The organism is Frankiales bacterium, from assembly GCA_016125335.1.
GTDB lineage: Bacteria > Actinomycetota > Actinomycetes > S36-B12 > CAIYMF01 > Longivirga.
The window spans coordinates 150,851-174,922 of sequence record WGLY01000025.1 but is presented as its reverse complement, the minus strand read 5'-3'; the positions used below and the strand labels follow the sequence as shown (position 1 = coordinate 174,922).

General features: G+C 74.4%; 22 protein-coding genes. 21 read left to right on the top strand and 1 reads right to left on the bottom strand.

What is annotated here, in order from left to right:
* Window positions 1-63 precede the first annotated feature (63 nt).
* The 12 genes from GC157_14350 (at window position 64) to obgE (ending at window position 15,256) form a co-directional block, all read left to right on the top strand.
* Window positions 64-474 carry a nucleoside-diphosphate kinase gene (locus GC157_14350; protein ID MBI1378642.1) on the top strand — a complete coding sequence of 137 codons (411 nt, stop codon included), beginning with the start codon at window positions 64-66 and terminating at the stop codon, window positions 472-474.
* A gap of 184 nt (window positions 475-658) precedes the next feature.
* Entirely contained in the window at window positions 659-1,690 is a 1,032-nt protein-coding gene (locus GC157_14345; protein MBI1378641.1) for an MreB/Mrl family cell shape determining protein, read from the top strand.
* A 178-nt stretch (window positions 1,691-1,868) separates the two neighbouring features.
* Window positions 1,869-2,849: a rod shape-determining protein MreC gene (locus GC157_14340; protein MBI1378640.1), complete on the top strand. Its 981-nt coding sequence runs from the start codon at window positions 1,869-1,871 to the stop codon at window positions 2,847-2,849.
* Window position 2,850: 1 nt separating this feature from the next.
* Window positions 2,851-3,372: a rod shape-determining protein MreD gene (mreD, locus tag GC157_14335; protein MBI1378639.1), complete on the top strand. Its 522-nt coding sequence runs from the start codon at window positions 2,851-2,853 to the stop codon at window positions 3,370-3,372.
* Between the two features lie 63 nt (window positions 3,373-3,435).
* Window positions 3,436-5,997, top strand: coding sequence for a penicillin-binding protein 2 (gene mrdA / locus GC157_14330; GenBank protein ID MBI1378638.1), 2,562 nt, complete (start codon window positions 3,436-3,438; stop codon window positions 5,995-5,997).
* Window positions 5,994-7,148, top strand: coding sequence for a rod shape-determining protein RodA (gene rodA, locus GC157_14325; protein ID MBI1378637.1), 1,155 nt, complete (start codon window positions 5,994-5,996; stop codon window positions 7,146-7,148). Before mrdA ends, rodA begins: the two co-directional genes overlap by 4 nt.
* A 113-nt stretch (window positions 7,149-7,261) precedes the next feature.
* Window positions 7,262-9,235: a TIGR03960 family B12-binding radical SAM protein gene (locus GC157_14320; GenBank protein ID MBI1378636.1), complete on the top strand. Its 1,974-nt coding sequence runs from the start codon at window positions 7,262-7,264 to the stop codon at window positions 9,233-9,235.
* Window positions 9,235-10,014, top strand: a complete 780-nt coding sequence (locus GC157_14315; protein MBI1378635.1) for a DUF2344 domain-containing protein — start codon at window positions 9,235-9,237, stop codon at window positions 10,012-10,014. Before GC157_14320 ends, GC157_14315 begins: the two co-directional genes overlap by 1 nt.
* Window positions 10,004-13,021: an Rne/Rng family ribonuclease gene (locus GC157_14310; GenBank protein ID MBI1378634.1), complete on the top strand. Its 3,018-nt coding sequence runs from the start codon at window positions 10,004-10,006 to the stop codon at window positions 13,019-13,021. Before GC157_14315 ends, GC157_14310 begins: the two co-directional genes overlap by 11 nt.
* Window positions 13,022-13,178: 157 nt before the next feature.
* Window positions 13,179-13,493, top strand: coding sequence for a 50S ribosomal protein L21 (gene rplU, locus GC157_14305; GenBank protein ID MBI1378633.1), 315 nt, complete (start codon window positions 13,179-13,181; stop codon window positions 13,491-13,493).
* 9 nt (window positions 13,494-13,502) lie between these two features.
* A complete protein-coding gene (locus tag GC157_14300) occupies window positions 13,503-13,754 on the top strand; it encodes a 50S ribosomal protein L27 (GenBank protein MBI1378632.1) in 252 nt (83 codons plus the stop codon).
* A 125-nt stretch (window positions 13,755-13,879) separates the two neighbouring features.
* Window positions 13,880-15,256, top strand: a complete 1,377-nt coding sequence (gene obgE, locus GC157_14295; protein ID MBI1378631.1) for a GTPase ObgE — start codon at window positions 13,880-13,882, stop codon at window positions 15,254-15,256.
* Between the two features lie 13 nt (window positions 15,257-15,269).
* On the opposite strand, the gene GC157_14290 is transcribed toward obgE, so the two are convergent.
* Window positions 15,270-15,557 (bottom strand): DUF1905 domain-containing protein, encoded by a 288-nt coding sequence (locus tag GC157_14290; protein MBI1378630.1) that lies wholly within the window; start codon window positions 15,555-15,557, stop codon window positions 15,270-15,272.
* Between the two features lie 98 nt (window positions 15,558-15,655).
* Here GC157_14290 and GC157_14285 point away from each other — a divergent pair, with 98 nt between their 5' ends.
* The 9 genes from GC157_14285 to GC157_14245 all read left to right on the top strand — a co-directional run bounded on the left by GC157_14285 (window position 15,656) and on the right by GC157_14245 (window position 23,860).
* Window positions 15,656-16,786 carry a glutamate 5-kinase gene (locus GC157_14285; protein ID MBI1378629.1) on the top strand — a complete coding sequence of 377 codons (1,131 nt, stop codon included), beginning with the start codon at window positions 15,656-15,658 and terminating at the stop codon, window positions 16,784-16,786.
* Between the two features lie 19 nt (window positions 16,787-16,805).
* Window positions 16,806-17,147, top strand: coding sequence for a hypothetical protein (locus GC157_14280; protein ID MBI1378628.1), 342 nt, complete (start codon window positions 16,806-16,808; stop codon window positions 17,145-17,147).
* Window positions 17,148-17,178: 31 nt separating this feature from the next.
* Window positions 17,179-18,183: a CPBP family intramembrane metalloprotease gene (locus GC157_14275; GenBank protein MBI1378627.1), complete on the top strand. Its 1,005-nt coding sequence runs from the start codon at window positions 17,179-17,181 to the stop codon at window positions 18,181-18,183.
* A gap of 144 nt (window positions 18,184-18,327) precedes the next feature.
* Complete coding sequence (locus tag GC157_14270; protein MBI1378626.1) at window positions 18,328-18,816, top strand: GNAT family N-acetyltransferase; 489 nt, start codon at window positions 18,328-18,330, stop codon at window positions 18,814-18,816.
* 114 nt (window positions 18,817-18,930) lie between these two features.
* On the top strand, window positions 18,931-20,226 hold the full coding sequence (locus GC157_14265) for a glutamate-5-semialdehyde dehydrogenase (GenBank protein MBI1378625.1): 1,296 nt from the start codon (window positions 18,931-18,933) through the stop codon (window positions 20,224-20,226).
* Window positions 20,227-20,544: 318 nt separating this feature from the next.
* A complete protein-coding gene (locus tag GC157_14260) occupies window positions 20,545-21,144 on the top strand; it encodes a nicotinate-nucleotide adenylyltransferase (protein ID MBI1378624.1) in 600 nt (199 codons plus the stop codon).
* Window positions 21,145-21,175: 31 nt separating this feature from the next.
* Window positions 21,176-22,702 (top strand): hypothetical protein, encoded by a 1,527-nt coding sequence (locus GC157_14255; GenBank protein ID MBI1378623.1) that lies wholly within the window; start codon window positions 21,176-21,178, stop codon window positions 22,700-22,702.
* A 103-nt stretch (window positions 22,703-22,805) separates the two neighbouring features.
* Window positions 22,806-23,225, top strand: a complete 420-nt coding sequence (gene rsfS, locus GC157_14250) for a ribosome silencing factor (GenBank protein MBI1378622.1) — start codon at window positions 22,806-22,808, stop codon at window positions 23,223-23,225.
* A complete protein-coding gene (locus GC157_14245; GenBank protein MBI1378621.1) occupies window positions 23,222-23,860 on the top strand; it encodes a histidine phosphatase family protein in 639 nt (212 codons plus the stop codon). The genes rsfS and GC157_14245 overlap by 4 nt, the downstream gene beginning before the upstream one ends.
* The last annotated feature ends 212 nt before the right edge of the window (window positions 23,861-24,072 follow it).

Below are 24,072 nucleotides of genomic sequence, written 5' to 3'. Positions count from 1 at the left end.
CGGGCGGACGTGCCCGGTCCCTGCGCCTGCCGCGCACCGTCCCGAACCTCAGGAGCAACAGCCGTGTCCGAGCGCACCCTGGTCCTCGTCAAGCCCGACGGCGTGAGCCGCGGCCTGGTCGGGGAGGTGCTGGGACGCATCGAGCGCAAGGGCTTCCGCCTCGTGGCCCTCGAGCTGCGCACCCTCGACCGGGCGACGGCCGAGGAGCACTACGGCGAGCACCGGGAGAAGCCGTTCTTCGCCGACCTCGTGGACTTCATCACGTCCGGGCCGCTGGTCGCCGCGGTCATCGAGGGCCGGGACGCCATCGCCTCGTGGCGCACGATGATGGGCGCCACGGACCCGGCCAAGGCCGCGCCCGGCACCATCCGCGGCGACCTGGCCACGGTGATGAGCGAGAACGTCTCGCACGGCTCGGACTCCCCGGAGTCGGCCGCGCGCGAGATCTCGCTGTTCTTCCCCGGCCTGGGCTGAGCCGCCGGGGCGCCCGCACGGGCGCCGACCGGGCCGGATCCTCGACGTCCCTGGGACGTCCGGGGTCCGGCGCGACGTGGACGGGCACCCCTCCGGGCCGCGTACCATGGGCGGGTTCCCGCGGCTGCAGCGACGCGCCGCCGGGCCGTCCGCACGTCTCACCACCGGAAGGCGCCCCCGCCCCATGGCCAACAACATGTCGTTCATCGGCCGAGACATGGCCGTCGACCTCGGCACCGCCAACACGCTCGTCTACGTGCGCGGCCGCGGGATCGTGCTGAACGAGCCGAGCGTCGTCGCGATCAACAACAACACGGGCGGGATCCTCGCCGTCGGCGCCGAGGCGAAGAAGATGATCGGCCGCACGCCGGGCAACATCATCGCCATCCGGCCGCTCAAGGACGGCGTCATCGCCGACTTCGACACCACCGAGCGCATGCTGCGCTACTTCATCCAGAAGGTGCACAAGCGCCGCCACCTCGCCAAGCCCCGCCTGGTGGTCTGCGTGCCCTCCGGCATCACCGGCGTCGAGCAGCGCGCGGTGAAGGACGCCGGCTACGCCGCCGGCGCCCGCAAGGTCTACATCATCGAGGAGCCCATGGCCGCCGCGATCGGCGCCGGGCTCCCGGTCCACGAGCCCACCGGCAACATGGTGGTGGACATCGGCGGCGGCACCACCGAGGTCGCCGTGATCTCCCTCGGCGGCATCGTGACCAGCCTGTCGATCCGCGTGGGCGGTGACGAGCTCGACAGCTCGATCATCAACTACGTGAAGAAGGAGTACTCGCTGATGCTCGGCGAGCGCACCGCCGAGGAGATCAAGATGGCCATCGGCTCGGCCTTCCCGAGCCCCGACGAGCCGCACGCCGAGATCCGCGGCCGCGACCTGGTCACCGGCCTGCCGCGCACCGTCGTCGTCACGGCCGAGGAGATCCGCCGCGCCATCGACGAGCCGGTCAACGCGATCGTCGACGCCGTCAAGACCACCCTCGACCGCACCCCGCCGGAGCTCTCCGGCGACATCATGGACCGCGGCATCGTCCTCACCGGCGGCGGCGCCCTGCTGCACGGGCTCGACGAGCGGCTGCGCCACGAGACGGGGATGCCGATCGTCATCGCCGACGACCCGCTCGACTGCGTCGCGCTCGGGTCGGGCAAGTGCGTCGAGGAGTTCGAGGCCCTCCAGCAGGTGCTCATCGCCGAGGCGCGGAACTGACGGACGTCCCCGGGACGTCTCACCCACGGACCATGTGCGCCCGCGACGTCCCGCGTCGCGGGCGCACGCGTGACGCGGGCCCGTAGCATCCACGGCCGGGTCACGGGCACCCTGACCTCAGCGGCGCCCCCCGGCCGACCGGCCGGGACGCCACCACCAGCAAGGAGAGCCGAGCACCGTGCGGGACACCAGGCGCACGCGGACCATCCTCGGTCTGCTGCTGCTGACGTCCCTCACGCTCGTGGTGCTCAGCCTGCGCGGGGGCGGCGACGGCGCGCGGGAGTCGGCGTCCGGCTTCTTCGGCCCGGTCGAGAACGCCGCGAGCGCCATCGTGCGGCCGGTGCGCGACTTCCTGGGGTCGATCGGCAGCCTGGGGTCCAAGGACCAGCAGATCTCTGACCTTCAGGCTCAGGTCGACAGTCTCAAGAGCCAGGTCAACCTCACCGAGTACGCCCGCAAGCGCGCGCAGGAGCTCGACGACCTGCTGCGCCTGGCCGGCGCCGGCCAGTACAAGACGGTGCCGGCCCAGGCCATCGCCTTCGGGCCGGCGCAGGGCTTCGCCCAGACGATCACCATCGACGTCGGCCGCCTCGACGGCATCAAGGTCGACATGAACGTGGTCAACGGGCAGGGGCTCGTCGGCCGGGTCGTGTCCGTCGGCCCCACCACGAGCACCGTGGCGCTCATCGTCGACAGCACCTCGACGGTGGGCGCCCGGGTCGAGTCCTCGATGCAGACCGGGTTCCTCAACGGCACCGGCGAGACCGGCCGGCTCGAGCTCCAGCTGCTCGACCCGTTCGCGCCGGTCGCGGTGGGGGAGCGGCTGGTGTCCTCCGGCGTCAAGGGCGGCGGGGGCGTGTACGTGCAGGGCGTGCCGCTGGGCACCATCACCGCCGTGTCGGGCACGCCGGGGCAGCTCACCCGCATCGCCACCGTGGTGCCGTTCGTGGACTTCACCACGCTCGACCTCGTGGGCGTCATCGTCGAGCCCCCGCGGACCGACCCGCGCGACGCCGTCCTGCCACCCAAGCCCACCACCTCGCCGACGGCCGCGCCGAGCGGCACCGCGACGGGCACGGCCACGCCGGGCACGAGCGCCTCGGGCACGCCGTCCGGGTCCGCCTCGGGCAGCCCGTCCCCGAACCCCTCGGCGTCCTGACGTGGCGTGGCTGCGCGCGACGCTCCAGGTCGTCCTCGTGCTCACCGCGCTGATCCTCGAGCTCACGGTGCTGCCGCTGCTGCACCTGCCGGGGGCGACGCCGGACCTGCTGGCCGTCACGGTGATCGCGCTGGGGTTCGTGGGCGGACCCGTGCGCGGCGCCGTCACCGGGTTCCTCGCCGGCGTCCTGCTCGACGTCGTCCCGCCCTCCGACGGCGTGCTGGGGCTGACCGCGGTCGTCTTCGTGGTGGTCGGCTACCTCGCCGGCCTGCTGGGGGTGCGCGAGCGCGGCGCGTTCCTCACCGTGGGGCTCACCGGGCTGCTGGCGGCGGCCACCACCCTGGGGATCGCCGTCGTGGGCGGCGTGGTGGGCGACCCGCGGGTGTCGTGGGACCGCGTGCCGGGGCTCGTGCTCACGCAGCTGGGCTACGCCCTCGTCCTCGCCGCGTTCGTGGTGCCCCTGGTCACGGCCCTCTGGCGCCGGGTCGACCCGCCGCAGACGCGCTACGAGCCGGTCCGCTGAGCGCCTGCTCCGCGCGAGGGCCCGGCCCAGGAGCGCCGGCCGGCTCCGGACCGGCCGTCCGGCTTGCGCGGGAGCGGGAGTCGCCGCCCGCGAGCGCAGGTAGCCTGGGGCGGTCCGCGTGAGTCGTGCGTCACCCCCGGGAACCCCGTGGCGGCGCACGTCGTCCACGCCTCTGGACCCCCGGACCGGTCCACGACCGTCCGACCGACGCACCGACCCGAGGAGCCCCCACCAGTGAGCGAGCGGTCCAACCTGCGACTCGCGGTGCTCGGCGTGCTGCTCCTGTCGCTCGTGGTGACCCTCGTGGGGCGCCTGTTCTTCATCCAGGTCGTCAACGCCGAGGTGTACACGCAGAAGGCGTCGGCCAACCAGTACCGCTACGTCGTCACCCCGGCCACCCGCGGGCTGATCCTCGACCAGCTGGGCCGCCCGATCGTGGCCAACCGCACGTCGCTGGTCGTGAGCGTCGACCGGCAGGTGCTCGCCGACCAGAAGGACCACGGCGTCGCGGTGCTCTCGCGCCTGGCCAAGGCGCTCGGCGTCACGTACACCTCGCTCAAGTACCGACTCGAGATCTGCGGCCCGGACGCCCACGAGCGCCCGCCGATCTGCTGGAACGGCTCGCCCTACCAGCCGATCCCCGTGGCCAAGGACATCAGCGAGGACCTCGCCCTGCGGATCATGGAGAAGCGCTCGGACTACCCGGGTGTCACCGCCGGCCTGGAGGCCGTGCGCGAGTACGAGTCGCCCTACGGCATGAACGCCGCGCACATCCTGGGCTACCTCGGCCCGGTCAACGACACCGAGCTCCAGGCGCAGCAGGCGGCCCTCGACGCCGGCAAGAACCTGCCCGTCGCGAGCCGGCTCCAGCGCACGGACCTCATCGGGCGCTCCGGTCTCGAGGCCGAGTACGACTCCGCCCTGCGCGGGGTGCCGGGCGTCAAGCAGCTCTCGGTCAACCTCTCGATGGACGTGACCGGCACCGTCAGCGACACCCCGTCGACGCCGGGCGACTACCTGGTGACCAACATCGACGCGCACCTTCAGTCCGTGGTGGAGCAGCAGCTCCACGAGGCGATCCTGCGGGCGCGGAGCCAGACGGTGCGCGGCACCTCCGAGCACTACAAGGGCGACTCCGGCGCCGCCGTGGTCATGGACGTCACCAACGGGCACGTGCTGGCGTTGGCCTCCTACCCGAGCTACGACCCGTCGGTGTGGGTGGGCGGCATCTCCAAGAAGGAGTACGCGAAGCTCACCGCGCCCAAGGCCAACCTGCCGCTGATCTCGCGGGCGACCCAGGGCCTGTTCGTGCCGGCGTCGACCTTCAAGATCGTGTCGGCCTCCGCCGCGCTCCAGAACGGCTACACGCCCAACCAGACCTACCAGTGCCCCTCCTACCTCACCATCGGTGGCCGCAAGTTCAGCAACTTCGAGGGCGAGGCGCCCGGGCCCGTCGACCTCGCCAAGGGCCTGGCCGTGTCCTGCGACACGATGTGGTACCAGGTCGCGGCGGACATGTGGCTCAAGGACGGCGGCCTGCACCCCACCAAGCCCAAGGACGCCATCGAGAACATGGCGAGGGCCTACGGCTACGGGCGCAAGACCGGCATCGACCTGCCGAGCGAGTCGAGCGGGCGGGTCGGCGGCCGCGACTTCACCGAGGCCAACTACCTGGCCAACAAGGACAACTACTGCTACCGCGCGACCCACGGCTACCCCGAGGTGAAGGACCGCACCAAGGCGGCGTACTGGAAGGCCCTGGCGATCGACAACTGCAAGTACGGCGACCTCTACCAGGTGGGTGACGAGGTCAACCTCGCCATCGGCCAGGGCGACACCGCGGTCACGCCGCTCCAGGTGGCCACGGCGTTCTCCGCGCTCGCCAACGGCGGCACCCTGTACGCGCCGGAGATCGGCAAGGGGCTGGTGTCCTCCTCGGGCAAGCTGGTGAAGGTGTTCAAGCCCAAGAAGACGGGCCGGCTGCCGGTGTCCCAGGCCAACCTCGCGTTCCTGCGGTCGGCGTTCTCCGAGGTGACCAGCAAGCCCTACGGCACCGGCTACAACCCGTTCGTGGGCTTCCCGCTGGACAAGATCCCGGTCGCGGCCAAGACCGGTACCGGCCAGGCGTCCAACGGGCAGCAGTCGACGTCGTGGTTCGCGACCTTCGCGCCGGCGAACAAGCCCAAGTACGCCGTCGTCATGATGGTGAGCCAGGGCGGCACGGGCTCGGGCACCAGCGCGCCGAGCGTGCGCAAGATCTACGAGGCGCTCTTCGGCGTCAACGGCTCGACGGTGAACCCGAAGAAGTCGGTCCTGGTCGGTGGCGCCCCGACGACGAAGCTGCCGCAGGTCCGCTCCGACGGCACTCCCGTCTACCCGGGCATGCCGAAGTCCGTCATCACTCCTGCGAGCACGACCGCGGGCGCCGGCGCCACCACCGCGGCCGGCACCGCCACGACGGGCGCCACCGCCGCGCCCAACGACGGCGCCTCGCCGGACCCGTCGACGACGGCAAACGGCGCGGTGGCGGTGCTGCCGGTGCTGCTGGGCGGCGGCCTGCTCGGCCGCCGGGCGCGACGACGGCGCCGCCGACCGCCGCCGACGCCGAGGCTGTGGTCGGGATGACGCTCGCCTACCCCTCGGCCGGGGTGCAGCGTCGGCGGTCCACCTCGGTGTGGCGCCGCATGGACTGGTCGCTCGTGGTCGCGGCGCTGGCGCTGTCCGCCATCGGGTCGCTGCTGGTGTGGTCGGCCACGCGCGGCTCGCAGATCGACCACGGCCTCGACCCGGACAGCTTCCTCAAGAAGCAGCTCGTCAACGTGGTGGTCGGCATCGCGTTCGCCGTGCTCGTCTCGAGGTTCGACTACCGGCTGCTGCGCGCGTACACGCCGTTCCTGTGGGGTGCGTCGATCCTCGGGCTGCTGTTCGTGCTCGTGGCCGGCGCTCGGATCAACGGGGCCAAGGCGTGGATCGCGCTGCCCGGCGGCTTCACCATCCAGCCGGCCGAGTTCGCCAAGATCGCGATCATCCTCGGCATGGCGATGCTGCTGTCGGAGAAGCGCGACGCCGAGAACGAGCCGCGCGACATCGACGTCGCCTACTCCCTCGGCGTGGCCGGCGTCCCGATCGCGCTGATCATGCTCCAGCCGGACCTCGGCACCGTGATGGTCATCGCGTGCATGGTCTTCGGCATCATCGCGGTGGCCGGCGCCAAGGCGCGGTGGCTCGTGGGGATCCTGGTCGGCGGCGCGCTGGTGGCCGTGGTCGCCGTCCAGGTCGGGCTGCTCAAGCAGTACCAGCTCGACCGCCTGACGGCCTTCGCCAACCCCGACGCGAACGCACGCACGATCGGGTTCAACACCCAGCAGGCGCGCATCGCGATCGGGTCGGGCGGCCTGTTCGGTGCGGGCCTCTTCCACGGCCCGCAGACACAGGGCCACTTCGTGCCGGAGAACCAGACCGACTTCGTGTACTCGGTGGCGGGGGAGGAGCTCGGGTTCGCCGGCGCGGTGGCGATCGTGCTGCTCCTGGGGCTCATCCTGTGGCGTGCGGTGCGCATCGCGCTGCGCGCCTCGGACCTCTTCGGCCGCCTGGTGGCCTCCGGGGTCGCCGTGTGGATCGCCTTCCAGGCGTTCGAGAACATCGGGATGAACCTCGGGATCATGCCGGTCACCGGCGTCCCCCTGCCGTTCGTCTCCTACGGGGGCACGTCGATGTTCGCGTCGTGGCTCGCGATAGGCCTCCTGCTCAACGTGCACCTCAGGGCGCAGGAGTAGCGGCCCGGCTCCGCGCCCGGCGGCCGGTGCGGCGGGGCGCCGTTAGGATCGTCGTGCTCCCGAGGCCGCGCAGCCGCGGTCCTGCTCGTGCCAGAGAGGCCAGAGAGGTCGTCGTGTCCGTCGAGTCTGTGTTCCCCCAGCTCGAGGCCCTGCTCCCGCTCGTGACCAAGCCGGTCCAGTACGTCGGCGGCGAGCTCAACGCGGTCACGAAGCCGTGGGACTCGGCGTCCGTCCGCTGGGCGCTCATGTACCCGGACGCCTACGAGGTCGGCATCCCCAACCAGGGCGTGCAGATCCTCTACGAGGTGCTCAACGAGCGGCCCGACGCGCTCGCCGAGCGCACGTACGCGGTGTGGCCGGACCTCGAGCGCCTCATGCGCGAGCACGGGGTGCCGCAGTTCACCGTCGACTCCCACCGGCCGGTCGGCGCGTTCGACCTGCTCGGCGTGAGCTTCTCGACCGAGCTCGGCTACACCAACATGCTGACCGCTCTCGACCTGGCCGGCGTGCCGTTGCACGCGGCCGACCGCGACGAGACGCACCCCGTCGTCGTGGCCGGCGGCCACGCCGCCTTCAACCCCGAGCCGATCGCGGACTTCGTCGACGCCGCCGTGCTCGGCGATGGCGAGCAGGCGGTGCTGACCATCTCGGACGTCGTGGCGGCCTGGAAGGACGAGGGCCGGCCCGGTGGCCGCGAGGAGCTGCTGCTGCGCCTGGCGCGCACGGGCGGCGTCTACGTCCCGCGGTTCTACGACGTCGACTACCTGCCGGACGGCCGGATCGCGCGGGTCGCGCCCAACCGGCCCGGCGTCCCGTGGCGGGTCTCGAAGCACACCGTCATGGACCTCGACGAGTGGCCCTACCCCAAGGCGCCGCTGGTGCCGCTCGCCGAGAGCATCCACGAGCGGATGAGCGTGGAGATCTTCCGCGGCTGCACGCGCGGCTGCCGGTTCTGCCAGGCGGGCATGATCACCCGGCCCGTGCGCGAGCGCAGCGCGGTGACCATCGCCGAGATGGTCGACAACGGCCTGGCCCGCACCGGCTACGAGGAGGTCGGGCTGCTCAGCCTCTCCAGCGCCGACCACAGCGAGATCGGCGTCGTGGCGAAGGGCCTGGCCGACCGCTACGAGGGCACCGAGACCGGGCTCTCCCTGCCGAGCACCCGGGTCGACGCGTTCAACATCGAGCTGGCCAACGAGCTCACCCGCAACGGCCGGCGCAGCGGGCTGACCTTCGCGCCCGAGGGCGGCAGCGAGCGGATGCGGCGCGTGATCAACAAGATGGTCACCGAGGAGGACCTCATCCGCACCGTCGCGACGGCCTACGGCAACGGCTGGCGCCAGGTGAAGCTCTACTTCATGTGCGGGCTGCCGACCGAGACCGACGAGGACGTCCTGCAGATCGCCGAGGTCGCGCGCCGGGTCATCGAGACGGGCCGCTCGGTCAGCGGCAGCAAGGACATCCGCTGCACGGTGTCGATCGGCGGCTTCGTGCCCAAGCCGCACACACCGTTCCAGTGGGCGGCGCAGCTCGACCACGAGACCACCGACGCGCGGCTGCGCAAGTTGCGCGACGCCATCCGCGCCGACCGGCAGTACGGCAAGGCCATCGGGTTCCGCTACCACGACGGCAAGCCCGGCATCGTCGAGGGCCTGCTCTCGCGCGGCGACCGTCGCGTGGGCCGCGTGATCGAGCGGGTCTGGCGCGAGGGCGCCCGGTTCGACGGGTGGAGCGAGCACTTCTCCTTCGACGCGTGGATGGCCGCGGCCGAGCACGCGCTCGCCGACGTCCCGGTGGACGTCGACTGGTTCACCACGCGCGAGCGCGAGCACACCGAGGTGCTGCCCTGGGACCACCTCGACTCCGGTCTCGACAAGGACTGGCTGTGGGAGGACTGGCAGGACTCGCTCGACGAGGTCGGGGTCGAGGACTGCCGCTGGACCCCGTGCTTCGACTGCGGTGTGTGCGACCAGATGGGCACCGAGATCCAGGTGGGCCCCACCGGCGCCACGCTGCTCGGCATGCCCGCCCTCCCGCTGCGCGGCGCGGGGCTCGTGGCCGCCTCGGCGGGCCCGGTCGACGGCTGATGGCGCGCCAGGCCCCGGTCCGCGACGTCGCGCCGACCGTCCAGCGGCTGCGCCTGCGCTACGCCAAGCGCGGGCGGCTGCGGTTCACCAGCACGCGCGACTTCCAGCGCGCCCTCGAGCGCGCGCTGCGGCGCACCGGCGTCCCCATGGCCTACAGCCAGGGCTTCAACCCGCACCCGCGGATCAGCTACGCCAACGCCGCGCCCACGGGGGCGGCGAGCGAGGCCGAGTACGCCGAGCTCGCGGTCACCGAGGTGCTCGACCCCGAGGCCGTGCGCGCCGCCCTCGACGCCGCCCTGCCTCCCGGGCTCGACGTCCTCGAGGTGGTGGAGGTGCGCACCCCGGACCTCGCCGACCGCCTCCAGGCCAGCGTCTGGACGCTCGAGCTGCCGCAGGTGGAGCCGGAGGCGGCCCGCGCCGCGGCAGCGGCTTTCCTCGCCGCCTCGGCCGTCGAGGTGTCCCGGATGACCAAGTCCGGCCCTCGCACGTTCGACGCCCGGGGGCCGGTCGTGCGGCTCGAGGTCCGCGACGGCGCCGCGCTCGCGGCGACCGGTGCGGCGGACGGCGGTCCCTGTGCGATACTCGACCTGGTCGTGCGGCACGTCACACCGTCCGTCCGACCCGACGACGTCCTCGCCGCGCTCCGGCTCGTGGCCGACCTCGTGCCGCCGGTCCCCTCCCGGGTGACCCGGCTGGCGCAGGGGCCGCTGGTCGCGGACGCGAGCACCGGCCCCGCGACGGACGCGGTGACCGACCCGCTCGCGCCCGATCGCGGCTGACCGAGTCGGCGCCCGAGCCGGATCCCACCGGATCCACGAGGACGCATCCCATCGGCTTTCGTCCGGGGCCCGCCCCGGACGCCATGACCTCCGCGCGGTGCCCCCGGGGCGCCCGGAGGTCGGAACTGGAGCGCAGCTCGTGACCGACGGCCCCACCGACACCCCCGAGACCACCGACACCCCGGACGCCGGCACCGCCCCGGCACCCCGCCGGCGCCGCGCCGCCGGCCGCCCGGCCGGGCCGCCCGCGCCCGTCGCGACGGCGTCCGAGCCCTCCGGCCCCACGGGCCCGGACGGCGACGCCCCCGCGACCGACGCGGCCGCGGAGCAGCCGGCGGCCAAGGCGACCGCGAAGAAGGCCGCCAAGACCACCAAGGCCACCAAGACCGCGAAGACCGCCGCGCCGGCCAAGAAGGCGGCCAAGACCGCCAAGACGGCGAAGACGACAGCGAAGAAGACGGCGACGAGCGCCGCCGCGAAGGCGGAGGCGGGCGCCGACGACGTCCCCGTGGCGACCGGACCGGCCGCCCACGACGCCCCGAGCGCGGAGCCCGCCCCCGGCCGGCGCCGCAAGGCCGCGGTGCCCGCGCCGGCGTTCAGCGCCGTGGTGGAGCCCGAGCCGGTCGAGCCGCCGGCCGCCCCGGCCGCCGGGCTGCTCATGTTCCAGGCCCCCTCCGCGGAGGCCGCCCCCACCCGCTCGCGCCGCTCCTCGTCCGCCCGGGGCGCCGCACCGGCCGCGCCGGCCGAGGCCGAGCAGGCCGCAGAGGCCGAGACCGAGGAGGCCGAGGAGGCCGTCGAGGTCGCCGCCGAGCAGGGTGCGCCGGAGGCGGCCGAGCCCGACGAGCACGACGACGACCAGGAGGAGCCGGGCGGCGCCCGCCGCCGGCGCCGCCGCGGCGGCCGTGGCCGGCGCCGGCGCACCGGCACCGACGCCGACAGCGAGGGCGGCGAGGACGACTCGGCCGCCGACGAGGGGGCCGAGGCCCCCTCGGAGACCGACGAGCGGGCGGGCGACGAGGACACCGAGTCCGGCTCGGCCTCCAGCCGCCGGCGCCGGCGCCGCCGCCGTCGCGCGGGGGAGTCCGACGGCGCGGAGAACGACCCGCCCAACACCGTCGTGCGGGTCCGCGAGCCGCGCTCGCGCTCGGCCGCCTCGGAGGTCACCTCGGTCAAGGGCTCCACCCGCCTCGAGGCCAAGAAGCAGCGCCGCCGCGAGGGTCGCGAGGCCGGCAGGCGGCGTCCCTCGATCCTCACCGAGGCCGAGTTCCTGGCCCGGCGCGAGGCGGTCGACCGGACCATGGTCGTGCGCCAGCGCGACGACCGGACCCAGATCGCCGTGCTCGAGGACGGCGTGCTCGTGGAGCACTACGTCAACCGCAGCACCGGCGGCTCCATGATCGGCAACGTGTACCTGGGTCGCGTCCAGAACGTGCTGCCCAGCATGGAGGCCGCGTTCGTCGACGTCGGCCGCGGCCGCAACGCGGTGCTGTACGCGGGCGAGGTCAACTGGGACGCCGCGGGCCTCGAGGGCCAGCCCAAGCGGATCGAGGCGGCGCTCAAGAGCGGCGACAGCGTGCTGGTGCAGGTCACCAAGGACCCGCTCGGCCACAAGGGCGCCCGGCTCACCGCGCAGATCTCCCTGCCCGGCCGGTTCCTGGTCTACGTGCCCGAGGGGCAGATGACCGGGATCAGCCGCAAGCTGCCCGACACCGAGCGCGCCCGGCTCAAGGCGATCCTGCGCCAGGTGGTGCCCGAGAACGCCGGCGTCATCGTGCGCACGGCCGCCGAGGGCGCCAGCGAGGAGGAGCTGCGCCGCGACGTCGAGCGGCTCGCGGCCCAGTGGGAGGCCATCCAGGAGAAGGCGAAGGCGGCCGCGAACAACGGGCCCACCCTGCTCCACGGCGAGCCCGACCTCGCCATCAAGGTCGTCCGCGACATCTTCAACGAGGACTTCGGCTCGCTGGTGGTCGAGGGCGACCAGGCCTGGGCCGACATCGAGGAGTACGTCACCGGCGTCGCCCCCGACCTCGCCGACCGGCTGCACAAGTGGGTGGGCCCCGGCGACCTGTTCACCGACTACCGCATCGACGAGCAGCTGGCCAAGGCGCTCGACCGCAAGGTGTGGCTGCCCTCCGGCGGCTCGCTGGTGATCGACCGCACCGAGGCGATGACCGTGGTCGACGTCAACACCGGCAAGTTCACCGGCCAGGGCGGCAACCTCGAGGAGACGGTCACCAAGAACAACCTCGAGGCGGCCGAGGAGATCGTGCGCCAGCTGCGGCTGCGCGACATCGGCGGCATCGTCGTCGTCGACTTCATCGACATGGTGCTCGAGAGCAACCGCGACCTCGTGCTGCGCCGCCTGCTCGAGTGCCTCGGGCGCGACCGCACCAAGCATCAGGTGGCCGAGGTCACCTCGCTGGGGCTCGTGCAGATGACCCGCAAGCGCATCGGGCAGGGGCTGCTCGAGGTGTTCAGCGAGCCCTGCGAGCACTGCCAGGGCCGGGGCTACCACGTGCACTCCGAGCCGGTGGTGGCCAAGGCCGCGGCCGTGGAGTCCGAGGGCCCCGCGGGTCGCACCCGCAAGCGCCGCGGCGGCGAGGAGGCCGAGGCCGAGCCGGCCCGCGGCGGGCGGCGCAAGCGTGCGGCCGCGGCACCCGCGGCGCCCGAGGTCGAGCCCCGGGCCATCGACCCGACCGTGTCGGCCGCCATGGAGAAGGTGCACGCCGCGGCCGCCAAGCGCGCCGCCGATGCTGCCGCGGCGGCTGCTGCGGCCGCTGCGGGGGAGCCGGTGGACGCCTCGGCCCCCGCCGCGGAGGCGCAGGAGACCCCCGGCACCGAGCAGCCCGCGGCCCCGGCGGCCGAGACTGCCGACGCCGAGAAGCCCGCTGCGGCCGCGCCCGCCCGCCGGACCCGGGGGCCCCGCAAGGCCACCCGCAAGGCGGGTCCGGCGGCCGGGTCGGCCGAGGCAGCGACCCCGGAGGTGTCCGGCTCCCCGGCGGGCTGAGGGGCCCGGGAGCCCGCGGTTTGACCCGTCGGGCGCCCGCTTCGTACCCTTGACCCTCGGTGCCCACGCACCTCGACGTCACCACGCGCCTGCACCCCCTTGCCGGGGGAGCCTCGCCGTGAGCGTTTCCGAGAACGTCCGTAGAAGGAGATCCGCGGTGTACGCGATCGTCAAGGCCGGCGGCCGCCAGGAGAAGGTCGCCGTCGGCGACGTGTTCGAGCTCGACCGGGTGAGCACCGAGGCCGGCGCCACGCTGACCCTCCCGGCGCTGCTGCTCGTCGACGGCGAGACCGTCACCAGCGACGCCGCGGCGCTCGCCGGCGTCACGGTCACCGCCGAGGTCGTCGAGCACACCAAGGGCCCGAAGATCCGGATCATGCACTACAAGAACAAGACCGGCTACCGCCGTCGGCAGGGCCACCGCGCCCAGCTCACGCGCGTGAAGGTCACCGGCATCGAGACGTCGAAGTAGGGACGGACCATGGCTCACAAGAAGGGTGCCTCGAGCACCAGGAACGGTCGCGACTCCAACGCGCAGCGTCTCGGCGTCAAGCGCTTCGGCGGTCAGTACGTGAAGGCCGGCGAGATCATCGTCCGCCAGCGCGGCACCCACTTCCACCCCGGCGCCAACGTCGGCCGCGGCGGCGACGACACGCTGTTCGCCCTGGCCGCCGGCAACGTGGAGTTCGGCACCGCGCGCGGCCGCCGCGTCGTCAACGTCGTCGGCGAGTGACCCACCGGCGCCACGCATGACTCCGTGAGGGGGCGAGCCGCTCGGCTCGCCCCCTCACGCATGTCCCGGCCCGTGCCACGAGCACGGCCCCGTCCCACCCCGTCCCTCGGAGAGCAGGCAGTCCCGTGACCTCGTTCGTGGACCGCGTCGTCCTGCACGTGGCCGCCGGCGACGGCGGGCACGGCTGCGTGTCGGTCTACCGCGAGAAGTTCAAGCCCCTCGGCGGCCCGGACGGCGGCAACGGCGGGCACGGCGGCGACGTGCGGCTCGTCGTCGACACCAACGTCACCTCGCTGCTCGAGTACCACCACGGCCCCCACCGCCGGGCCGGCAACGGCCGCCCGGGGGAGGGCGGGCACCGCAACGGGGCGAACGGCGAGTCCCTCGTGCTGCGCGTGCCGCCCGGCACGAGCGTGCAGGACTCCCGCGGTGCGGTGCTCGCCGACCTCGTCGCGCCGGGCATGGAGTACGTCGTGGCCCAGGGCGGCCACGGCGGCCTGGGCAACGCCGCCCTCGCCTCGCCGCGCCGCAAGGCGCCCGGGTTCGCGCTGCTCGGCGAGCCCGGCGACGCGCGCGACGTCGTCCTCGAGCTCAAGTCGGTCGCCGACGTCGCGCTCGTCGGCTTCCCCAGCGCGGGCAAGTCCTCGCTCATCGCGGCGATGTCCGCGGCGCGGCCCAAGATCGCCGACTACCCGTTCACCACCCTCGTGCCCAACCTCGGCGTGGTCACCGCGGGCGACACCGTGTTCACGGTGGCCGACGTCCCTGGCCTCATCCCCGGCGCCAGCCAGGGCAAGGGCCTCGGCCTGGAGTTCCTGCGCCACGTCGAGCGCTGCCACGTGCTGGTGCACGTGCTCGACTGCGCCACGCTCGAGCCGGGCCGCGACCCGGTGAGCGACCTCGACGCGATCGAGCACGAGCTCGCGCAGTACGGCGGCACGGAGGGCGACCTCGCCGACCGGCCGCGGCTCGTCGCGCTCAACAAGGTGGACGTGCCCGAGGCCCGCGACCTCGCCGACCTCGTCGCCCCGATGCTGCGCGAGCGGGGGCTCACCGTCGTCGAGGTGTCCGCGGCGGCGCACGACGGGCTCCGGGCGCTCGGCTTCGCCATGGCCGAGCTCGTCGCGGCCGCGCGCGCGGCTGCGCCCGAGGAGGTCGCGCCGCGCATCGTGCTCAACCCGCAGGCGGTCGACGACGGCGGCTTCGAGGTGGTCACGGAGCCGGACGAGGACGGCGGCGTGCGCTACCGCGTGCGCGGCGAGCGGCCGCGCCGCTGGGTGCGCCAGACCGACTTCAGCAACGACGAGGCGGTCGGCTACCTCGCCGACCGGCTCGCCCGGCTCGGCGTGGAGGAGCGGCTGCTCGAGCTGGGGGCGACGGCCGGGGCCACCGTGCTCATCGGCCCGGAGGACGACGCCGTCGTCTTCGACTGGCAGCCCAGCATCGCCGCCGGCACGCCGCTGACCGGCCCGCGCGGCAGCGACGACCGCCTCTACCAGTAGCCGGGCGGCGCGCTCAGGCGAGCTCGAGCCGCACGCGCACCTCGCTGCCGTCGTCGAGGTCCTCGGCCCGCCGCACCGCCGCCTTGACCGGCAGCAGGTAGGACCCGCTCGCCGAGTCCGGGAACACCGACGTGCCCCAGGTGGTGGCCCCGAGGGTGACCCGCACCCGCACCGAGCCGAAGCCGACGCGCTCGCGGCGCGACCGCACGTCGTCGGCGACCTCATCCGGCAGCGCGACGAAGTACCAGGCGGCCGCACCGGGCCACCGGCGCAGCCGTCCGCGGAAGTCCCACGTGCCCACGACCCGCAGTGTGGCCGCCTCCGGTGACAGGGGCGCCGGAACCCGACGGAGTCGCCCCGCGACGGGGCCGCGCGGCCACCGGCGGGCGGCCTGAGAGGATGCGCCGCGTGAGCAGCGAGCGCCAGGTCGTGACTGGGGCGCGCCGTGTCGTGGTGAAGGTCGGCTCGTCGTCGCTCACGGCGCCAGGCGGAGGCCTCGACCCGGACCGCGTCGACGCCCTCGTCGACGCCCTCGGCGCTCGGCTGGCCGCCGGCTCGCAGGTGGTGCTCGTGTCGTCGGGCGCGATCGCCACAGGCATCGGTCCGCTCGGCATCGGCCGGCGCCCGCGCGACCTCGCGACGCAGCAGGCAGCAGCCAGCGTGGGCCAGGGGATCCTGCTCGCCCACTACACCGGAGCGTTCGGCCGTCACGGGCGCACCGTGGGCCAGGTGCTGCTCACCGCCGACGACGTCACCCGTCGCTCGCACTACCGCAACGCGCAGCGCACGCTCTACAAGCTGCTCGAGCTCGACGTCGTCCCGATCGTCAACGAGAACGACACCGTGGCCACCGAGGAGATCCGGTTCGGCGACAACGACCGGCTCGCGGCCCTCGTGGCGCACCTCGTGCACGCCGACCTGCTCGTGCTGCTCTCCGACGTCGACGGTCTCTACGACGGCCCGCCGAGCCGGGCCGGCTCGCGGCTCGTCCCGGAGGTGCACGGGGAGGACGACCTCGCGGGCGTGGTGCTGCGCGGCACCGGCTCCGGGGTGGGCCTCGGCGGGATGGTCACGAAGGTCGACGCGGCGCGCATCGCGACCTCGGCCGGCGTCCCCGTCGTCCTCACCTCCACCGCGCAGGCGGGCCGGGCGCTGGCCGGCGAGGCCGTGGGGACGCTGTTCCACCCCACGGGTCATCGCACGGGCACCCGGCTGCTGTGGCTCGCGCACGCCACCGACGCGCGCGGCCGGTTGCACCTCGACGCCGGCGCGGTCGACGCCGTCGTCCGGCGCCGCCTCTCGCTGCTGCCCGCGGGCGTCACCGCCGTCGACGGGTCGTTCGTGGCCGGTGATCCCGTGGACCTGGTTGACGAAAACGGCCACGCCGTCGCGCGCGGGCTGGTCAACTTTGATGCGACAGAGCTCCCGGGCCTGCTGGGCCGCTCCACCCGCGACCTGGCCCGCGAGCTGGGCCCGGCGTACGAGCGCGAGATCGTCCACCGCGACGACCTCGTGGTCCTGCGCCCCTAGCGCCCCACCCGGAGGTGACGTGCCCGGCTGGCCGTTCTGGCACGTGACGCTCACGGTCGCCGGCGAGGCGGTGCCGGAGGCCGAGATCCGCTGCGGCCTCGAGCGGCTCGCGACCGAGCACCCGTTCCTGCTCTCCGGCCGGTACGGCACCGACGTGGCCGAGGTGCGGTACTGGGAGGAGGCGCCCGACGCCGACGCCGTCGTCGCCCTGGCGCTGCGCCTGTGGGACGACCACCGGGCCTCGGCGTCGCTGCCGGGCTGGCGCGTCGTGGGGGTCGAGGTCGTGGACCGCGCTACGTTCCACCGACGGGGGCGTACCACCATGTCGCCGGTGTCGCTGGTCGGCGTCGCCCCGTTCTGAGCGGCCGCCCTCGGCGGCGAGGGGGGGCGTGGTGAGCGACCGACCGGACGGGCTGGCGCCCCCACCCGCTGAGCCCCGCTGGAACCCGCCCCCGGAGTGGGCGCCGCCACCGGCTCGCCAGGACGTCGGCGTCGCCCCGCCCGTCAAAGCGTGGCCCCCGGCGCCGCCGCGTCGCCCACGTCCCGCGCTGCGGCTCGTCGAGGGACGGCGTCCGCCGCTGTGGGTGCCGCTCCTGCTGGTGGCCGTCATCGTGGGGCGCGCGGCGCTCACGTGGCTCCAGGGCGCCCAGCACCCGGACATCGTGATCGTGCTGACCCAGCGCGTGTGGGTCGGCGAGCTCGTCGGGGCCGCCGTGGTGGTGGGCGTCGTGCTCGTCGGCCGCTGGTGGCGGTCGGTGGGCTACGTCCCCCGGCCGGGCGCGGGCCTCGCCGTGCGGCTCATCGCCGTCGCCGAGGCGGTGATCTGCCTCGGTCTCGTGGCCGCAGCCGGCGCCGCCCAGGGGGTCGCGCCTCGCTGGTACGCGGTGCTGGCGGTGAACGTGCTCGCGATCGGTGTCCTCGAGGAGACGGTGTTCCGCGGCTTGCTCTGGGCCTCCCTGCCCGCCCGGTGGCCGGTCTCCCGGGTGCTGCTCGTGACGTCCCTGGGCTTCGGGGCCCTGCACGTGGCGAACGGGCTGGTCACCGGTGATTGGGGGGCGGCCGTCCTCCAGGCGATCGTGGTGACGCCGCTGGGCCTGTGGTTCGGGGTGGTGCGGCTGCGCACCGGGTGGCTGGGCGCGTCGATCGGGCTGCACTCCCTGCACGACGCGGCGGGTGCTGCTCTTGCGACGCTCACTGCCTCCGGGGTGCTCTCCCAGCGCGCGGCCGAGCACCTCGACATCCCGGCCGGCGTGCTCCTCGCGGTGCTCGCGTTCGAGGCCGCCCTGGTCACGGTCGCGGTGGCGGGCGTCGTGGTCTGGATCCGGCTCATGGTCGACGAGCGCCGCGCCAAGCGGGCGGCAGCGCCGCCCGGAACTGGCGTCGCCGCCCTGGCATGACGGGCGGCCCCGAGCGCGCCGCTCTCTGCTCCTCGGCGACGACGTCACGGCCGGGACGACCCGGACCCGGGCCGGCCTCGGGTCGGACGCGACGTCGGGCGGTGGGTGCTGCGCGGGCAGGGCGCGCGGTGGCAGAGTGCGGGCGTGCCTGAGGTCGTGCTGCGCCGTGCCGTGCCTGACGACCTGCCCGTGGTCGAGCGACTCTGGCAGCTCGACCGGCACGAGATGGCCGAGTTCTGGCGGAGCCGGCCCGACCCCGACGGCCTGTTCCGGCCCGGGGTCCCCGCGATGCTCGTGAGCGACCCCGACCGCGACGCGTGGTTCATCCTGGCCGACGGTCGCGTGGCGGGGCTGGCGAGCACGCGGCGCCGGGCCGACGGTGCGCGGTCGGTGTTCTCGTTCCTCGTCGTGCGGGCGGCCCGGCGCAGCGGTGTCGGGCGGGCCGCGGCCGCGCAGGTGCTGGCGGCCCACCCGGGGGAATGGGCGGTGGCCTTCCAGGAGGTCAACGCCGGCGCCGCGGTGTTCTGGCGGTCCGTGGCCGCCGGGGCCGCCGTGGACGGCGTCGTCCGCGAGGAGGTCGAGACCACGCCCCGGGGCTCCGAGCAGGTCTGGCTGCGCTTCGCCACGACCTGACCCGGACCCGTCGTTACTGCCCGAACGACCGGATCCGGGGCGCCGGATCCGCGCTTTCGGGCAGTAACGTGCGGGCCCTGCCGCGGGGGCGGGTGCGTCTCCTACCCTCGGAGGGTGACCGACACGAGCACCTCCGCCCCTGCCGCCGACCGCGACGCCGTCCTCGACGTGGCACGCCGCGCGCGCGGCGCCGCCGTCGTCCTGCGCACCCTCACCCGCGCGCAGAAGGACGCCGCCCTCCTCGCCGTCGCCGACGCGCTCGACGCCGCCACCGAGCGCGTCGTGGCCGCCAACCGCGGCGACGTCGAGCGGGCCGAGGCCCAGGGCACCGACCCGGCCATCGTCGACCGGCTCACCCTGACCCCCGCCCGGCTGGCCGCGATCGCCGACGCCGTGCGCGACGTGGCCGCCCTGCCCGACCCGGTCGGCGAGGTCGTGCGCGGCTACACGCTGCCCAACGGCCTGGCCGTCAGCCAGGTGCGCGTGCCACTCGGCGTCGTCGGGATGGTCTACGAGGCACGCCCCAACGTCACCGTCGACGCCGCGGTGCTGGCGCTCAAGAGCGGCAACGCGGCGCTGCTGCGCGGCTCGTCCTCGGCGTACGACTCCAACATGGCGCTCGTCGAGGTGATGCGCGAGGCGCTGGCCGGCACGGCCGTGCCGGTCGACGCCATCGCCCTCGTGCCGGGCACCACGCACGAGTCGGTGAAGCACCTGATGACCGCGCGTGGCCTGGTCGACGTTCTCATCCCGCGCGGGGGCGCCGCCCTCATCCGGTCGGTGGTGGAGGAGTCGACGGTCCCGGTCATCGAGACCGGCGTCGGCAACTGCCACGTGTACGTCGACGCCGACGCCGACCTCGACAAGGCCGTCGCGATCCTGGTGAACTCCAAGACGCAGCGGGTGAGCGTGTGCAACGCCGCCGAGACGTTCCTCGTGCACCGCGACGTGGCCGACGCGTTCCTGCCGCGCGCGCTCGAGGCGCTGCGCGCCAAGGGCGTCACCGTGCACGGCGACGAGCGGATGGCGCCGTACGCCGAGGCCGCCGGCATCGCCTTCGCACCGGTCACCGACGAGGACTGGGCGGCCGAGTACTACTCCCTCGACATCGCCGCGGGCGTCGTGGACGACCTCGACGCCGCGCTCGAGCACGTCCGCCGCTGGTCGACGGGCCACACCGAGGCGATCGTGTCGGACTCCGCCTCGGCGATCGCTCGGTTCGTGGCCGGGGTCGACTCGGCCGCGGTCATGGTCAACGCCTCGACGCGCTTCACCGACGGCGGCGAGTTCGGCTTCGGGGCCGAGATCGGCATCTCCACCCAGAAGCTGCACGCCCGCGGCCCCATGGGCCTGGCCGAGCTCACCAGCACCACCTACGTCGTCACCGGCGACGGGCACGTGCGCGGCTGACGCCGACGAGTCCGCCGGCAGCGGCCTGACCTGGGACGACGCGTGTCCGCACCGCGACCGGACCGTGACCGGAACGGTCCCGCCGGTGCGCCGACCCCGGCGGTCGGGTTGGTATCCTCCGAGGGCCCACGACGTAGGGCGCCCAATCGTGAGGGGACGGGTCGATGAACGCCGCTGCGAGCCTGGCCGAGACCATCGTGTACTTCGAGCCGAGCAAGTGGTTCTTCGGCGCGCTCGCGCTCGGCACCCTGCTCGTGCTGCTCATCGTCGTCACGCGCTTCAACATCGACCGCTGACCCCGGTCGCGGTCCGCGTCCGATGCAGCGCGTGGGGGTGATGGGGGGCACGTTCGACCCCGTCCACCAGGGCCACCTCGTCGCCGCGTCCGAGGTCGCCCACCGCTTCGACCTCGACGAGGTCGTGTTCGTCCCCACCGGACGGCCCTGGCAGAAGGCCGACCGCGCCGTCACTCCCGCGGAGGACCGCTACCTCATGACCGTGATCGCGACCGCGGCCGACCCCCGCTTCCGGGTCAGCCGGGTCGACGTCGACCGCGACGGTCCGACGTACACGGTGGACACCCTGCGCGACCTCGCCGCGGAGTACGCCGAGGCCGACCAGGACACCGAGCTCTACTTCATCACCGGGGCGGACGCCCTCTCCTCGATCGCCGGCTGGCACGACGTCGACGAGCTCGTCTCGCTGGCGCACTTCGTCGGCGTCACCCGTCCGGGGCACGCGCTGCTCGACCCCGGCCTGCCCCAGGGACGCGTCACGCTGGTGGAGATCCCGGCGCTCGCGATCTCCTCGAGCGACTGCCGGTCGCGCGTGTCGCGCGGCGAGCCGATCCGCTACCTGGTGCCCGACGGCGTGTGGCAGTACGTCGCCAAGCGCGGCCTCTACGCGGCGCAGTCATGACCCGGCGCACGTGGCCGGACGGGGGACAGGCATGAGCGACTGGGACGACGCGCACGACCCGGCGGCGCACGCCGCCGGCCCGGACGGCCCGGCACCGGATCCGGCGCCCGACCCGGCCGCCGGCGCGCCGAGCGCGGCGCCCACCGGACCCCCGCTCATGGCGCCCTCGCCCACCACCCCGCCCGGCCCGCTGGCCGCGGCGGCCGCCGGCGCCCCGGCCGTCCCGCCCCCGTCACCGCCCGCGGCACCGCCGGGCTCGGACACCGTGGTGCCGGCCGGCGCGGCCGACTCGCCGGAGGCCGTGTTCGCCGCTGCGGAGGGCAGCCGCGCCGAGCGGCGCAGGGCGGCGGAGGAGGCGGCCCGGCAGTCGTCGATCACCTCGCAGCGACGCGCGCTGATGGTGAGCGGCCTCGTGCTCGGCATCCTCGTGGTGATCATCGCGACGTGGTTCCTCGTGTTCGGCCGGGGGTCGGCCGAGCCCGACGCGTCGGAGTCGCCTCCCGCGACGCCCACCGGGCCGAGCCAGCCCACGCTGCTCGTGCAGCTCAAGGGCGAGGACGGCATCGCGGTGAGCAACGCGCTCCTGTCGGTCGGCGGCCGCACCGGCCGGGCGAACGACATCTCCATCCCGCCCAACGTGGTGCTCGACGTCGCCACCGGCGGGGCGCTGCCCTTCGGCGAGATCGTCCGGCTCACGCAGCCGGACGCCTCGGCCAGCGCCCTGAGCGACGCGATCGGCGTCGACGTCAACGCCACGTTCACGATGGACCCGCTCGCGTTCTCGGGGCTCGTCGACGCGGTCGGCGGGGTGATCGTCGACGTCGACACCGACGTCGTGCAGACCGAGCCCGACGGCACGAAGGTGGTCGTGATCCCGGCGGGCAAGGCGCAGACCCTCGAGGGGCCGCAGGCCGCGAGGTACGCGTCCTACCTCGGCCCCGGCGAGCCCGAGGAGGCGCGCATGGCGCGCTTCACCCAGGTGCTGCGCCTGGTGATCAGCAAGCTGCCCAGCGACCCCTCCAAGGTCGAGCCGATCCTCACCGGCCTGGGCGCGTCGTCGAAGTCCACCGCGCCCGTGGCCGACCTCGCCGCCTTCCTGGTGCGCATGCACGCCGACGTGCTCTCGGACAACGTCGCCTACCAGAACCTGCCCGTGACGCCCCTGGACACCGGCGGGGTGGCCGCCTCGCGGGTCGACCAGGAGGCCGCGGCGGCGATGGTCAACCAGCTGCTGCCGGACGCGATGCGCACGCCCGGACCCAACTCCAAGGTCCGCGTGCTGGTGCAGAACGGCGACGGCCGGCCCGGCCTCAACGCCGCCGCCCGCCAGCGGATCGTGGACGCCGGCTACACCTACGTCAACGGCGGCAACGCGTCCTCGTTCGGCCAGCCGACCACCGCGATCGTCGTCCCCGACGCGTCGGCGGAGTCGCTGCGGTGGGGCAACGAGATCGCCGCGGCGCTCAAGGTGCCCGCCACCGCCGTGCAGGTGGCGACGACCAGCCAGACCGTGGCCGACGTCATCGTGGTGCTCGGGGCCGACTTCACGCCCAGCTGAGCGGACGGCGCCCGGCCGCCCCCGTGAGACGATGGCGGACGGCCGTCCGAGGGGGCGGCGAGCCGGGCCCCGGGCCCGCACGACCGGAAGGACGACGAACCGCGTGGCCGCATCCGCCCGAGCGCTCGAGCTGACCAGGATCGCCGCGGAGGCCGCGTCGGACAAGCTCGCCGAGGACATCGTGGCCCTCGACGTCTCCGACACCCTCGTGATCACCGACGTGTTCCTGCTGTGCTCGGCGGCCAACGACCGCCAGGTCCGCGCCATCGTCGACGGGATCGAGGAGGCGCTCGACCGCATCGACGTCGACCCGGTCCGCCGGGAGGGCGAGCGCGACGGCCGCTGGGTGCTGCTCGACTACGTCGACCTCGTGGTGCACGTCCAGCACTCCGAGGAGCGCACCTACTACGGCCTGGAGCGGCTGTGGAAGGACGGCGCCCGCATCGCCCTGCCGGAGTCGGTGACCCGGCCGGCGTCCACGCGCAGCGGCTCCGGCGCGGGCGAGGGCGCCGACGCGGGATGAGCAGCCGCCGGGTCATCCTCTGGCGGCACGGCCGCACGGCGTGGAACTCCGAGATGCGGTTCCAGGGCGGCACGGACGTGCCGCTCGACGACGTCGGCGTGGCGCAGGCCGAGCGCGCGGCGCGCGACCTCGCCACGCTGCGACCCGACCGCATCGTGGCCAGCGACCTCGAGCGGGCCCGGGCCACGGCGCAGGCGCTCGCGGACCTCGTCGGGCTCGAGGTGAGCACGGATCCCGCGTTCCGCGAGACCTACGCCGGCACCTGGCAGGGCCTGCTGCGCCACGAGATCATCGCGCTCGACCCCGAGGTGTACGCCGCGTGGTCGGCCGGTGCGGACGTGCGCCCGGGCGGCGGCGAGTCGCGCACCGAGGTCGCCGCGCGGGTGTCCGACGGCGTGCGCCGGCACGCGGCGCGGCTGCCGGAGGGCGGCCTGCTCGTGATCGCCACCCACGGCGGTGCCGCGCGGTCCGGCATCGGCGAGCTGCTCGGTCTGCCGGTCGAGCACTGGGCCGCGCTCGGCGGCCTGGTGAACTGTGCCTGGTCGGTGCTCGAGGAGCTGCCGCTCGGGGGCTGGCGCCTTGCCGAGCACAACGCCCGCTCGCTGCCCGAGGAGCCCGTCGGCGACGAGGCCTGACCCCGGTCCCCGGCCCTCCTGCGTGGAGCTGAGGTCCCCTGATGGCCGCCGTTCGGTCGGCGTGTGGCACTGGGTCTCGTCGGCGGCCAGCGGGGGCCCACGTCCGCATCAGATCCAGCATGGGAGAGGCGCCGACCCCTGTGGGGCCGGCGCCTCTCCCATGCGTGGAGCTGAGGTCCCCTACTGGCCGCAGTCCGACGGCCTATGGCGCT

Excerpts from the sequence above, each read along its gene's own strand:
- GC157_14345 (MBI1378641.1), top strand. The coding sequence starts at position 659 with ATGGCCAACAACATGTCGTTCATCGGCCGAGACATGGCCGTCGACCTC.
- rodA (MBI1378637.1), top strand. The coding sequence starts at position 5,994 with ATGACGCTCGCCTACCCCTCGGCCGGGGTGCAGCGTCGGCGGTCCACC.
- GC157_14315 (MBI1378635.1), top strand. The coding sequence starts at position 9,235 with ATGGCGCGCCAGGCCCCGGTCCGCGACGTCGCGCCGACCGTCCAGCGG.
- GC157_14300 (MBI1378632.1), top strand. The coding sequence starts at position 13,503 with ATGGCTCACAAGAAGGGTGCCTCGAGCACCAGGAACGGTCGCGACTCC.
- GC157_14285 (MBI1378629.1), top strand. The coding sequence starts at position 15,656 with ATGCGCCGCGTGAGCAGCGAGCGCCAGGTCGTGACTGGGGCGCGCCGT.
- GC157_14260 (MBI1378624.1), top strand. The coding sequence starts at position 20,545 with ATGCAGCGCGTGGGGGTGATGGGGGGCACGTTCGACCCCGTCCACCAG.
- GC157_14255 (MBI1378623.1), top strand. The coding sequence starts at position 21,176 with ATGAGCGACTGGGACGACGCGCACGACCCGGCGGCGCACGCCGCCGGC.
- GC157_14245 (MBI1378621.1), top strand. The coding sequence starts at position 23,222 with ATGAGCAGCCGCCGGGTCATCCTCTGGCGGCACGGCCGCACGGCGTGG.